Source organism: Tumebacillus lipolyticus (assembly GCF_042682745.1).
Lineage (GTDB): Bacteria > Bacillota > Bacilli > Tumebacillales > Tumebacillaceae > Tumebacillus_A > Tumebacillus_A lipolyticus.
On sequence record NZ_JBHUIO010000002.1, the window covers coordinates 1,024,701 to 1,039,568 of the forward strand.

3 protein-coding genes are annotated in these 14,868 nt (G+C 57.9%); 1 reads left to right on the forward strand and 2 read right to left on the reverse strand.

Annotated elements, in window-relative coordinates:
• Positions 1-24: 24 nt before the first annotated feature.
• On the reverse strand, positions 25-831 hold the full coding sequence (locus ACFSOY_RS04125; protein ID WP_386044255.1) for a serine hydrolase: 807 nt from the start codon (positions 829-831) through the stop codon (positions 25-27).
• 142 nt (positions 832-973) lie between these two features.
• Between ACFSOY_RS04125 and ACFSOY_RS04130 the strand changes: the two genes are divergently transcribed.
• Positions 974-1,129, forward strand: a complete 156-nt coding sequence (locus ACFSOY_RS04130) for a putative motility protein (RefSeq protein ID WP_386044256.1) — start codon at positions 974-976, stop codon at positions 1,127-1,129.
• Between the two features lie 126 nt (positions 1,130-1,255).
• Here ACFSOY_RS04130 and ACFSOY_RS04135 read toward each other — a convergent pair whose 3' ends face one another.
• Positions 1,256-14,854, reverse strand: coding sequence for a non-ribosomal peptide synthetase (locus tag ACFSOY_RS04135; protein WP_386044257.1), 13,599 nt, complete (start codon positions 14,852-14,854; stop codon positions 1,256-1,258).
• Positions 14,855-14,868: the final 14 nt, after the last annotated feature.

The following is a 14,868-nucleotide window of genomic DNA, read 5'->3' on the forward strand; positions in this document are numbered from 1 at the left end:
GATCATGTCTCTGTTTGACACCGATCAGCGAGCGGTCGCCGCATAGAGCAGTCGCCCGATGTCCCCCATCAGCTGATGCGCGTCTTTGCGCTCGGCGATCTCTTTGCCAAAGACGGAGACGGCAAACGTATTGCGCGGGAAATAAAGCAATCCCATATCATGGTCGGTGCCGTTGATCCAGCCGGTCTTATGCGCACACTCCCAGAGCGGTAGTTCACCGATCGGCCCATCCTGTGTCGGCAGTTGGCTGGGCAGACCTTCGTTATGCTTTTGCATCTTCATGATCTTGATCATCTCCGAACAGGCTCGCCAGGAGACCACTTTTCCGGTTGCGATCAGCTTCAACAGCTCGGTCATCTCGCGAGGAGTGATCGTGTTGTAATGTTCAACCTTTGCCGGAATCACCGAAAGCTTGTTATAAAAGCGGCTGTTTTGCAGCCCCCACTCGGCCATCGCCGCCTGAATCGCCTCCGTGCCGATCTGATCGATCAGAACGTTGGTCGCCGTGTTGTCGCTGTCGATGATCATCAGCACCGTGTAATCATAGATCGGCAGTTGCAGGCCGGGGCTTACGTTTTGCAAAAGACCTGAGCCTGGCACCATGTCTTCCGCCCGCAAAGCAAGCGTATCGGAAAAGCTGAATTTGCCTTTCGCAACCTGATCGAATACGGCCGCCATGATCGGTACTTTGATGATGCTCGCCGCGTAAAACCACTCATCCGCTTGCGATTGAAACTCGCTTTGCGATTCGAAATGATAGATCGACACCCCGTACGTTCCCTTCGCGTCATCGATCATCTTTTGCAACGCAGGCTGTAATTCTGTCAGCATTTCCTTCACTCCTCTCCCCTTTTCCTTTCGGCAGCGGAGCGACTTCATCCTGCTTTTGGTCGATCGGTCGCTTTTTGACCGATTTTTGACTAGAGTTCATATGATTCTGTCGATTATACTTATTTCATTGGAGGTGTTTTGCATGGAAGTTTCCAGCGTCTCACAAGCGGTCAATCTGTGGGCTCTGAAACAGGCGATGAACATGGGCCAGTCCCAAGCTCCCGCCCAGCTGCAGATCGTCAACCAACTGGCATCCCTCGACCCGATGCGCGGTCAGATGATCGACATTCGGGTCTGACAGCAGCAGAAAGCCTGTCGCTCTTCAGGAGCGACAGGCTTTCTGCGTTTTCGATACCCTACCATTTGAAAAGGTGTATTCAGACGAGGGGAGTACCCGTATGTCCAGGTTCTCCCACCGCCGACTCTAAGATCTGTTCCTCTGTAGAAGCTCTGCGATGTGCTGCACCTGAGGAGCGCGAATGATCGAATGGTGCGTCGCTCGCACCTCAACCGTTCCGATGTTTGTCAAAACTGCTTCCCACCCGTTGTGCTCCCGCCGCTCTCGACTCATAGAACTGTCTGCCCGAAACAGCATGACCGGTCTGTCATACCCTTTCGGACTGTACCTGCGCAGGGCGCGAAGGTTGGCACGGAAGACGGCGATCCAAGGTTTGATCTGCTCCAGCTTATATTCGGCTGGGATCAACTCCAACTCGGCGAGCTGTTCAAGAAGGAATCGCAAGCGTTCGCCCTCCGTTTGTAACATGTTGTATTGAGCGAGCTTCTCAGAGGAAATCTGTTTGCCGTATCGACTCGCAAGATCGTGTGCAAACATGGCGAGCTCATCCATTTCTGACTTATCTTCTCGCAACTGCGAATCGATCAAGATCACCGACTCCACCTCTTCACCTGCCTGTTCGAGCTGCCTTGCCATCTCGATGGCGACAACCCCGCCGAACGACCACCCGCCAACACAGTACGGACCGTATGGTTGCACCTCCTGCATCGCTTGCACATATCGAGCGGCGAAATCTTCTACCCGATCGAGCGGTTCACATTCTCCCTCCAAACCGGGAGATTGGAACGCATAGACAGGCTGGTCGTCGCCAAGCGCTTTCGCCAATTCGAGGTAGCAGATCGCATGTCCGCCGATCGGATGGACGAAGAAAATCGGCGTGCGCGCGCCGCTTGCTCGAAGCGTCAGCAAAGGTGTCACTCGATTGGGTGACTCTCCTTTTCGCAACAGAGAGGCGAGCTGTTCGATCGTTCCGCTCCGGATCAGGTCGGTCAGCGATAGTCTCTGCTCCAACCGCACTTCGATCTCCCTGAGCATCTGCAGCGCTAACAGCGAATGTCCGCCAAGCTCGAAAAAGTTATCGGCCACCCCGATGTTCGACCTTCCAAGCACAGCTTCCCAAATGCGAACCAGCTGCATCTCCAAGCGGTCGCGCGGAGCCCCATCCTGCTCCTCGCGCTTCACCTCGGCAGTCGGAGTCGGCAGCGCTTTGTGATCGATCTTGCCGTTTGAGGTGAGCGGGATCTCCTCCAGCCAGACGAAGTCGGAAGGAATCATATACTCGGTGAGGAAACGCTTGAGAAACGCCCTGATCTCCCGCACTGCCACCCGCTTCTCGCTCGCCACCAGATAGGCGACCAAACGGTGGTTCCTAAGCCCTTCCTCGCGGACGACCACCAGCGCCTCTCGCACCGCCGGGTGCTGATACAACGTCGCTTCCACCTCACCGGGCTCGATCCGAAACCCTCTGATCTTCACTTGACTGTCGATCCGCCCGACATATTCGATCACACCGTCCGCTCGGAAGCGTGCCAAGTCTCCCGTTCGGTACATCCGCGCATTCGCCTCCGCTCGGAACGGATCGGGCAGGAAGCGCTCCCTCTGAAGCTCCTCTCGATTTCGATAACCTTTGGCGACACCCTGACCGCCGATGTAGATCTCGCCGATCACGCCGATCGGCACCGGCTCTTGCCGCCCGTCGAGGATGTACATCGCCATGTTGGCGATCGGGCGCCCGATCGGAATCGCGCCGCCTCGCCCCTCTTCGTCCACCTCGTGCACGCAGCAGCCGACGACCGTCTCCGTCGGGCCGTACTCGTTGATCAGCATCGTCTTCGAAGCCCGCTCCTGCCACGGGGCGATATGCTCCGGCATCAGCGCTTCGCCGCCGATGACCAGCACGCGCACCAGCCCCTGTAGCTCCTCACCTTCTAGCTCTCGGTTCAACAGCTGCAGGTGGGCAGGCGTCAATTTCACCAATGAGAAATCCTGTCTCGTCAACAGCAGCTCGCCAAGCGCTCCCGCCCCGTTCGACTCCTGTGGCGTGAACACCACTTTCTTGCCCGTCAACAGCGGGGGGAACAAAGAGGTGATCGGCATGTCAAACGCGACGGACGAATGCACGATCGACCCCACCCCTTCCTGCAGTCGATAGGCGTCGACCGCCCACAGCAGGTAGTTTGTCAAACCGCGATGCTCGATCATCGTCCCTTTTGGCTGTCCGGTCGATCCGGACGTGTAGATCAGGTAGGCGAGGCTCAACAGATCGGCAGAGCGCGCCAAGTTGTCCGCGCGCTGCCTTGCGATCGCTTCCGCCTGCTCGTCCAGCACGATCTGCTGCAGCGCGCTCACCTGCATTCGATCGCGCAGAGAGGAGGTCGTCAACACCAGCATCGCGCCCGCATCCTGCAACATGAAGGACATCCGCTCCGGAGGTGTCGAAGGATCGAGCGGCAAGTAGGCGCCGCCCGCCTTGAACACCGCTAAGAAAGCGGCCATCATCTCAAGCGATCGATCGAGGTAGATGCAGACGATCGCATCCGGTCCGACACCGTAGCTCTTCAGCAGATGCGCCAACCGATTGGCTTGCTCATTTAGCTCGCGGTAGGTCCAGCTCACCGCGCCCAGTTCGACCGCCACCGCATCGGGTGTCTTTTCCACCTGCGCTTCAAACAGGTGGTGAAAAGGTGCTGCGCCATCATGAACCAGTCTCGTATCGTTCCAGTCGAGGAGCAGACTCGCTCGTTCGCGATCACTGAGCAACGAATACTCGGCGATCGATCGTTCCGGGTTGCGCACGATCTCGTGCAACAGGTTGCAGAAATGGTCTGCCATTCGATAAATGGTGCTCGTCTCGAACAGATCGGTGTTGTATTCAAACGTCGCCGCGAGCTCGTCGCGCTCCTCTTGCACAAACAGCGTCAAGTCAAATTTGGCTGTGCCAAACGATACGTCGAGCGGTTCGATCAAAAGCTCTTCCAGCTCCACCATCTGCGTCGCATAGTTTTGCAGGACAAGCATCGCTTGAAACAGCGGCGTTCTGCTCGTATCGCGGTTGGGCTGCAGCTCTTCGACCAGCTTCTCAAAAGGCACATCTTGGTTCGCGTACGCCTCAAGCGCGATCTCCCGCACTCGCCGAAGCACCTCGTTGAACGTCGGCGCTCCCGACAGATCGACTCTCATCGCCAGCGTGTTGAGAAAACAGCCGATCAGCCCTTCCGTCTCTTGTTGTTGGCGACCTGCGATCGGAGTGCCGACCACCACATCCTCCTGCCCCGTATAGCGGAAGAGCAGCGTTTGAAACGCCCCGAGCAATGTCATGAACAGGGAAACACCGCTTTCGTTGCTCAAGCGATTCATTCCCATTGTCAACTCCTTCGACAGCACAAAGCGCATCACCGCCCCCCGTTGCGTCTGCACCGTCGGGCGCGGATGATCGGTCGGCAACTGCAAGGCCGGCACCTCGCCGCCCAAGCGCTTTTTCCAATAGGCGAGTTGCTCCTGCAAGGTGTCGTGGCGCATCCACCGCCTCTGCCAGACAGCATAATCTGCATATTGCAACGGAAGCGGTGCGAGCGGTGACACCATGCCTGCCGCAAACGATCTGTACAGCCGGCTCAGCTCATCGAGAAAAATGCCCATCGACCAGCCATCGGAGATGATATGGTGCATGTTGACGATCAGCACATGCTCCTCATCTGCAAGCTTGATCAACCTCCCTCTGAGAAGCGGTCCCTGCTCCAGATCGAACGGGCGGTTTGCCTCCTCGGAAAACAGGCGAGCCACCTCCGCTTCCCCATCTGGCAGATCGCACAGGTCGTGCAGGGGTAACGATGTGTGAAAATGCCCTTCTGTCACCACCTGCACCACCACATCCTCGCGTTCTGCAAACACGGTGCGGAGCACTTCATGCCGCGAGACGATCTCTCCAATCGCTCGCTCCAACTCGCCCTCCCTCAGCGATCCTTTAAGGCGCACGGCAAACGGCATGCTGTATGCCGTCCGATCGCCGACGATTCGGTCGAGCACCCAGAGGCGCTGCTGAGCAAAGGAGAGCGGCAACGGCTCCTCGCGCGACGCACAGGTGATCGCAGGCAGGCTTGGGTGCCCCTCACGCTCTTGCAGTTGCTCTACCTGCGCTGCCAGCGAAGCGACAGTCGGTGCTTCAAAGAGCAGTTTCAGTGGTACCTGCACGCCAAACGAACGACCGATCCGCGAAGCGACCTGTGTCGCCAACAGCGAATGACCCCCCAGTTCAAAAAAGTTGTCTTCAGCACCCACTTGGTCGGCGCGAAGAACTTCTGACCATATCTGCGCGATTCTCACTTCTGACGAAGTGCGCGGCAGTTTGTACACCCGCTCCAGCTGCTGGCCGAAATCTGGCGCAGGAAGTTGGCCGACATCCAGCTTGAGGCTCGGCGTAAGCGGCATGCGCTTGAGCATCACGCATGCGGACGGCACCATGTGATCTGGAAGCTTTTGTTGAAGGAACGACTTCCACTCTTTTCGCAAGTCGGTCGCATCCTGTTTTGCCACAAGATAAGCGATCAACCGTGGATCTCCCGGCACATCTTCGCGCAAGAGCACCGCCGCCTGACTGACGCCCGGATGTTCGAGGAGAGCCGCTTCAATCTCACCGAGCTCAATCCGTATCCCGCGCAGTTTTACCTGATGATCGGAGCGACCAACATATTCGATCAGGCCATCTTCACGATAGCGTACCAAGTCGCCCGTCCTGTACAACCGCGCCTGCGAATCAAGCTGAAAGGGGTCGGGAATAAATTTCTCTTCTGTCAGGTCAGGACGATTCCAATACCCTCTCGCCACACCCGCTCCTCCGATGTGCAACTCGCCGACCACGCCAAACGGAACGGGACGGGATTTGCGATCGAGCACATAGGCGAACACATTTTGAATCGGACGACCGATCGGAACAAATCCTCGCGCGTCATCCTTCTCACAAGCCCAAGCGGTCGCGTTGATCGTCGTCTCTGTCGGCCCGTAACGGTTGACCAAATTTGCAGAGAGACGTCGGAAAAAGCGTTGCTGAACTTCATCGCTGAGCTTTTCACCCCCGCTGAACACCAGACGAAGTGTAGAACAGCGCTCGATGTCCGGCTCTTCGAGAAACAGAGTGAGGACAGAAGGCACAAAATGCATCACGCTGATCTGCTCTTCGACGACCAGTTGGGTGAGATAAGAGACATCCCGATGGCCGTCCGGTCGGGCGATGACCAGACGCGCCCCTTTCGTCAGCGGCCAGAAAATCTCAAAGACAGATGCGTCAAACGAGATCGGAGCTTTGTGCAACACGGTGTCCTGCTCTGTCAATCGGTACACATCTCGCGACAGGAGTTCGTTGACCACCGAACGGTGTTCGATCATCACGCCCTTCGGCCGCCCTGTCGAGCCTGACGTATACATCAGATAGGCCAATCGGTCAGGAGAGGAGAACCGCTCTAACTGCGCGTGCGGATGTTGTCCGATTCGCGCCTCTTCCTGATCGAGACAAAGCACCGAATGGACGAAGCGCGGCAGCCGCTCCGCAAGTGGAGCGGTGGTCAGCAACATGTGGGGATTGGCATCCTCTAACATATCGGCAAGCCGAGCGGACGGATAGGATGGGTCGAGTGGCAGGTAGGCTGCCCCCGCCTTCCAAACCCCGAGCATCGCAGAGATCAGTTCGACAGATCGCTCCAAACAGAGCGCCACCACGCTCTCCTTGCTGACCCCGCTCGACCGGAGTTCAAATGCCAGCCGATTGGCCCGCTCCTCCAGCTCGCGATAGGTGACAGATCGCCCTTCAAACGTGATCGCCACCGCATCAGGCGTGCGGATCACTTGCTCTTCAAACAGCTCGTGCACACAGAGAGCGGGCAACTCCGATCGCGATCCGCTCCCCGCCCTGAGCAGTTTCTGTCGCTCTTCCTCTGAAAGCAACGGCAATTCGGACAACGGGCACTCAGGAGCGGCAGCGATCCCTTGCAACAGATTTTGAAAATGACCGATCATGCGGCAGATCGTCGAGGCGTCAAAAAGATCGGTGTTATATTGGAAACTACCGGACACGACCTCTCCTCGCTCCTCAAGAGAGAGGGTTAGATCAAACTTGGCGGTGCTGATCTGCGGCGGCGTCGATTCCGCATGCAATCCGACGAGGCTCAGCTCATGCATCGGTTGACTTTGAAGCAGGAACATCACTTGGAAGAATGGCGCTCTGCTCAAATCCCGCTCCGGCTGTAGCTCCTGCACCAGCATCTCAAATGGCACATCTTGATGCTCGTACGCTTCGAGTGCCGTTTTCCGAACTCTCTCGATCAGCTCAAGAAAGGAAGGATCTCCAGACAGGTCGTTGCGCATGACCAGCGTGTTGACAAAAAAGCCGATCAAATTTTCGATCTCTCGACGCTGCCGTCCCGCGATTGACGTTCCGACCGAGATGTCTTCGTCGCCTGAATAGCGGGACAGGAGAATATTGAATGCGGCCAGCAACGTCATGAACAGGGTGGCACCCAAACGATGGCTGAGCGATCGGAGCGACTCGCTCACCTCGTTCGACAGCTCAAAGCGTTCTGTTGCTCCCAAGTGACGATTTTGAGCTGGGCGAGGGCGATCGGTCGGCAATCGAAGCACCGTCCGTTCTCCACCAAGCTGCTCTTTCCAATAGTCCAACTGCGCTTGCAATACGTCACCCGTCAGCCAGTTGCGCTGCCAGACCGCATAATCGGCATATTGGATCGCAAGCTCCGGCAACGGCGAGGGCAAGCCAGCCCTGTACGCTTCATAGAGTGCAGCAAACTCTTGGATGAACACGCCCATCGACCAGCCGTCGGAGACGATGTGGTGCATGTTCAGGAGCAACACATGATCGTCCTGATTCAATCTCAACAGGGTAAAGCGCACCAGGGGACCTTCCTGCAGATCGAACGGACGCACCGCTTCCGCCTGCATGTGTCGTCTCATCTCAAGCTCCTGCTGTTTCGCAGAGAGCCCGCCTATTTCGAGGATCGGCAAAGGTTGCCATACAGGCTCTGCGATCACCTGCATCGGCTGGTCGTCCACCTCGGCAAACGTCGTGCGCAAGATCTCATGTCGCCTGATGATCTCGCTTAGGCTTCGCTCCATCTCCGCCTGTTGCAAAGCGCCTTTCAACCGCACCGCAAACGGCATGTTGTAGACGGCAGTGTCTGGCAGCAGTCGGTCGACTACCCACAGGCGCTGTTGGGCGAAAGAGAGAGGGACTGGTTTCCCTCGATCAATCTGCGTGATCGGCGTCGCCACAGCTCGCCCTTCGCTTCGTTTCATCTGCTCGACACGTATAGCCAACTCTTCTGCGCTCGATGTTTCAAAGAGCGCCCGCAACTGAATCTCCACGCCGCATTCTGACTGCAGGCGGGAAACAACCTGCGTCGCCAAAAGCGAATGTCCGCCCAGATCGAAGAAATTGTCCTGCATGCTGATCTGCGGCACTCGCAGCACGTCCGCCCAGATCGAGGCGATCTTCTCTTCAAGCTCTGTGCGCGGCGCGATGTAATGAGCGTCTGCTCCCATCTGCAAATCATCCGGTATGGGGAGCCTGCGCCGATCCACCTTTCCATTTGGGTTCAGCGGCAGTTCATCCAGTTGAACGAAGGCGGACGGGATCATGTAGTCGGGCAACCGCTCCTTGAGGAATGCGCGAATCTCGCTCCGCTCCACCTCCGCCTGCTCCTGCACCACCAGATAGGCGACCAGTCGCTTGTCCCCCGGCACATCTTCCCGCACCATCGCACAGCTGTCCTGCACCGCCGGGTGCTGACCGATCATCGTTTCGATCTCCCCGAGCTCGATGCGGAACCCACGGATCTTCACTTGGCTGTCGATCCGTCCGAGGAAGTCGATCGTTGCATCCGGCAGATAGCGCACCAGATCGCCCGACTGGTACAGGCGCTCTCCTTCTGCAAAGGGGCTTTCGATAAACGTCTTGGCGGTCAGCTCCGGCTGGTTGAGGTACTCGCGGGCAAGTCCCGCCCCCCCGATGTACAGCTCGCCTGCCACCCCGATCGGAACGGGTTGCAGATGACGATCCAGCACGTAGACGGTCGTGTTTGAGATCGGTCGGCCGATCGGCACAGAACCTTCGAGATCGCTCGCAGACGTCACTTGATAGCATGTGGTGAACGTCGTGTTCTCCGTCGGCCCATACCCGTTGATCAAGCGGCAGTTCGGCCAGCGCTCGGCCACCTTTTTCACGTGCGTCACCGACAGCACATCCCCGCCAGCGAGCAGTTGACGGACACCCCCCAAGTCGTCCAGATGCTCGTCCACCATCTGGTGGAACAGCCCGGCTGTCAGCCACAGCGTGCTGACCTGATGCTCGCAGATCACATCGCGCAGCTCCGACAGCGACAGTTGCCCCGCTGGGCAGAGAACAAGGCGGGCGCCGTTTAGCAGACTGCCCCAGATCTCAAACGTCGAGAGGTCGAAAGCGACCGGCGCGAATTGCAGGAACACTTCGTCGGGTGAAAAGCTTACATAGTCGGTCTCCTTCACCAAGCGGACGACGCCGCGATGCGGCACACAGACACCCTTCGGCCGTCCGGTCGAGCCGGACGTGTAGAGCACGTAGGCCAAGTGGTCGAGCGTGATCGCACAGGTCGGCTCCGTTACGCTCTCTGCTCCGATCCGCTCTGCATCGCGGTCGAAGAGCACCACGTGCGCAGGGTGGGGCGGCAGTTGCTCCGCAAACTCCTGGTTGGTCAACAGCGTGTGAATGTTCGCGTCTTCCAACTGATAGAGAATCCGCTCCACCGGGTCGTTCTGGTTGATCGGGACATAGACGCCACCCGCCTTCAAGATGGCCAGCAGACCGATGATCAGGGAAAGCGACCGCTCGGTGGTGATGCCGACAAACGTCTCCGCACCCACGCCCTGTTGCTGCAGATAGTGGGCGAGCTGGTTGGCGTGGGCGTTCAGCTCGCGATAGGTCATCTGCTGCTCTTTGTAAACGACCGCCACCACGTCTGGCGTGCGCGCCGCCTGCTGCTCAAACAGCTGATGCAAACAGAGCGAGTCTGGCAAGGGCACCTCCGTCCGATTCCACTCCACCACGACCTGCTGAAACTCTGCGTCTGACAGCATCTGTAGCTTCATGACGCTCTGCTCCGGATGTGACGTGATCGATTCGATCAAGCGTATGAAATGATCGCTCATCCGCTTGATCGTCGATCGGTTGAACAGATCGGTGTTGTACTCAAAAGAAGCTTGAAGAACCCCTTCTTCTTCTCGCATCAACAGCGACAGGTCAAATTTGGCGATCTGACCCTCATACTCGACAGGCTGGATCGTAAGTTCGGGGAGTTCGATGGTGGTCATCGGCGCATTTTGCAAGGCGAACAGCACTTGAAACAGAGGGGACCGACTGGGATCTCGCTTCGGCTGCATCTCCTCGACCAGCTTTTCGAACGGCAGATCCTGATGCGCATACGCCCCGAGGGCGACCTTTTTGACACGGCTGAGCAGTTCGAGAAACGAAGGCTGTCCCGACAGATCGGTGCGCAACACCAGCGTGTTGACAAAAAAGCCGATCAGCTCTTCCGTCTCTCTGCGCGTCCTACCTGCGATCGCAGTGCCGACACAGATGTCCTCCTGTCCGCTATAGCGGGAGAGGAATGTTTGAAATGCTCCGAGCAACGTCATGAACAGGGTAACCCCCTGCTGCTGGCTGAGCTGATGTAGCGCATCGGTCAACCGACTTGGGAGTGTAAACGGTTCGATCGCGCCCACATGCGTCTGCACAGGAGGACGAGGATGATCGGTCGGCAGTTGCAAGACGGGCAATTCACCGTTCAACTGCTCTCTCCAGTAGGCGATCTGTCCTGCTAGTCCCTCTCCTGTCAACGTGTCCCGCTGCCAAGCCGCATAGTCCACATATTGAATCGCAAGCTCGGGAAGCAAAGAGGGTTCCCCTTTGACAGACGATTGATAGAGAGCTGCAAACTCGTTGACGAATACGCCCATCGACCAACCGTCGGAGATGATGTGGTGCATGTTCAGGAGCAGAACATGATCGTTCTGATTCAATCTCAAAAGCGTAAAGCGCACCAGAGGGCCTTCCTGCAGATCGAACGGCCGCGCCGCTTCCGCCTGCAGGTGTCGTCTCATCTCAAGCTCCTGCTGATTCGCAGAGAGCCCACCTATTTCGAGGATCGGCAATGGTTGCCATGCAGGCTCTGCGATCACCTGCACCGGCTGGCCGCCCACCTCGGCAAACGTCGTGCGCAAGATCTCATGTCGCCTGATGATCTCGCTTAAGCTCCGCTCCATCTCCGCTTGTCGCAAGACGCCTTGCAGTCGCACCGCGAACGGCATGTTGTAGACGGCAGTGTCTGACAGCAGTCGATCGACGACCCACAGGCGCTGTTGGGCAAAGGAGAGCGGGAGTGGAGCATTGCGAGAGGTGCGGACGATCGCAGGCAAGCTCCGATTTGTCTCCTGCTTTTGCAGGCGCTCCACCCGTGTGGCGAGGGAGGCGACGGTCGGCGCTTCAAAGAGCACCTTCAGCTGCATCTGCACATCAAATGTGCGGTCGATCCGCGAAACGACCTGCGTCGCAAGCAGCGAATGTCCGCCCAGCTCGAAGAAATTGTCCTGCATGCTGACCTGCGGCACTCGCAGCACTTCTGCCCAGATCGAGGCGATCTTCTCTTCGAGCTCTGTGCGCGGCGCGATATAGTGAGCGTCTGCTCCCATCTGCAAATCATCCGGTACGGGGATCTTGCGCCGATCCACCTTGCCGTTTGGGTTCAGCGGCAGTTCATCCAGTTGAACGAAGGCGGACGGGATCATGTAGTCGGGCAACCGCTCCTTGAGGAATGCGCGAATCTCGCTCCGCTCCACCTCCGCCTGCACCACCAGATAGGCGACCAGTCGCTTGTCCCCCGGCACATCTTCCCGCACCATCGCACAGCTGTCCTGCACCATCGGGTGCTGACCGATCATCGCTTCGATCTCCCCGAGCTCAATGCGGAACCCGCGGATCTTCACTTGGCTGTCAATCCGCCCGACATACTCGATCACGCCGTCCGCCCGGTTTCGCGCTAGGTCTCCCGTCCGATACATCCTCGCATGTTCCTCCGCTCGGAACGGATCGGGCAGGAAACACTCCGCCTCTAGCTCCTCTCGGTTTCGATACCCTCTCGCAACGCCTAGGCCGCCGATATAGATCTCCCCTACCACGCCGATCGGCACCGGCTGCTGGTGTCCGTCGAGGATATACATCGCCATGTTGGCGATCGGTCGCCCGATCGGAATCACGCCCTCGCTGTCCCCTTCGCTCACCTCATGCACGCAGCAGCCGACGACCGTCTCCGTCGGACCGTACTCGTTGATCAGCATCGTCTTCGGCGCTCGCTCCTGCCACGGTGCGACCTGCTCCGGCATCAGCGCTTCGCCGCCAATGACCAGCGTGCGCACCAGCCCCTGCCAGTCCTCGCCTTCCAATTCTCGGTTTACCAGCTGCAGGTGGGCCGGCGTCAGCTTGACCAGCGAGAAATCCTGTCTCGTTAGCAGCAGTTGACAAAGTGCCTCCACCCCGTTCGCTTCCGGTGGGGTGAACACCACTTTCTTGCCCGTCAACAGCGGCGGGAACAGGGAGGTGATCGGCATGTCAAACGCGACTGAAGAATGCACGATCGACCCGACCCCTCCCTGCAAACGATAGGCGTCGACCGCCCACAGCAGGTAGTTGGTCAAGCCCCGATGCTCGATCATCGTCCCCTTTGGCTGTCCGGTCGAACCGGACGTGTAGATCAGGTAGGCGAGGTTCTTCGGTTCGGCAGCAGGTGCCAGATTATCTGCGCGCTGCCCTGCGATCACGTCCGCCTGCTCGTCCAAAACGATCTGCGGCAGATCGCTCTCCGGCATTCGGTCGCGCAGCGAGGAGGTCGTCAACACCAGCATCGCTCCCGCATCCTGCAACAGGAACGACATTCGCTCTGGAGGCGTCGAAGGATCGAGCGGCAGGTAGGCGCCTCCCGCCTTGAACACCGCCAAGAAAGCAGCCATCATCTCAAGCGATCGGTCGAGGAGGAGGCAGACGATCACATCCGGTCCGACGCCATAGCTCTTCAGCAGATGTGCCATCCGATTGGCATGCTCGTTCAGCTCGCGGTAGGTCCAGCTCACCGCGCCCAGCTCGACCGCCACCGCATCGGGCGTGCGCGCCGCCTGCTCGGTGAACAGCTGATGGACGCACACCTCCGGGTAAGGTGTTGCGGTATCATTCCAGTCGACGAGCATCGTTTCTCGCTCATGCTCATCGAGCAATCGGATGTCATCGATCAGCACGTCCGGATCCTCGGCCACCCGCTCCACCAGCCGCAAAAAATGTTGTCCGATTCGCTCGATCGTCGCTTTCTCAAAAAGGGCGGTGCTATACTCCAACTTTCCGACCACCCTGTCCTGCTCTTCTGTCATCAACAGGCTGAGGTCGAACTTGGCCGTGTCGGTGCTCCAAGGATGAAACTCCATCGTCAACCCGCTCAGCTCCACCGAGGTGTCGAGCGCATTGTTCAGAGCAAACATCGTTTGAAAGAGAACCGATCGATTGAGCTGCCGATCAGGCGCCAATTCGGCCACCAGCGTTTCAAATGGCAGATCCTGATGCGCATACGCCTCCAGGCAGACATCGCGAACTTGGCGAACAAACTCGCGAAAGGGAAGTTCTGATGACAGGCTGTTGCGAATGACCAGTGTGTTGACAAAAAAACCGACCAGCCCTTCGATTTCTTCTCGGTTGCGGTTGGCGACTGGCGTGCCGATCAGCAGTTCGCGTTGTCCGCTATAGCGATACAATAGGGCATGAAAGGCAGCCAAAAGCGTCATAAAAAGCGTTCCGCCCTCTTGGCGCGAAAACTCTTTTAACTTCTCGATCTGCCGCTTGGGGATTGTGAGCGCTTCGCTTGCACCTTGATAGCTGGTCACCTTCGGACGCGGATGGTCGGTCGGCAGCATGAGCACAGGAAGCTCTCCTGCCAACTGTCGCTTCCAATAGTCGAGCTGTTTTTGTAGCGCCGGACCTTCGAGCCACTTCCGCTGCCAGGCCGCATAATCGGCATACTGAATCTCCAGCGGAGCGAGCGGTGACGGCTGTCCGCTAGAAAACGCTTGATACAACATCCCGATCTCTCGGATCAACACGTTGGTCGACCAGCCATCACATGCGATGTGATGCATGTTCAGCAAGAGGAGAAATTGTCGCTCTTCAAGCTGCCACACGGTCGCTCTCAACAACAGATCCTCTGTCAAATCGAACGGGCGGGACACCGCTTCGCTCATCTGGCGCTCACAGACGGCTCGCACCTCATCTGGGGGGAGCGATCGAAGGTCGATGCGTTCAATTTGAATGGATCGTGAAGGGGCGATGGTCAAAGCAGGAATGCCGTTTGCGGCAGAAAAGTTGGTGCGCAAGACCTCATGTCGATCCAACACTTCATTCAAGCACATTTCCAATCGATCAAGATCAACGTCGCCCTGTAAAGCAACTGAAAAAGGCGTGTTGTAGATCGGAAGGCCCGGCTCAAACTGCTCAAACAACCAGAGCCGTTGTTGAGCGAAGGATAAAACTGCTTCTTCTTGCGGCTCGCGTCGGGGAATCCGTTTCTTCGCTTGCAACTTTTGCTCCAAAAACGCGCGCTTCTCCGGGGAGAGCGTCGCCAATTTTGCATGCAAATCCTTTTTCGTACTCATGGAACACCTCCAAG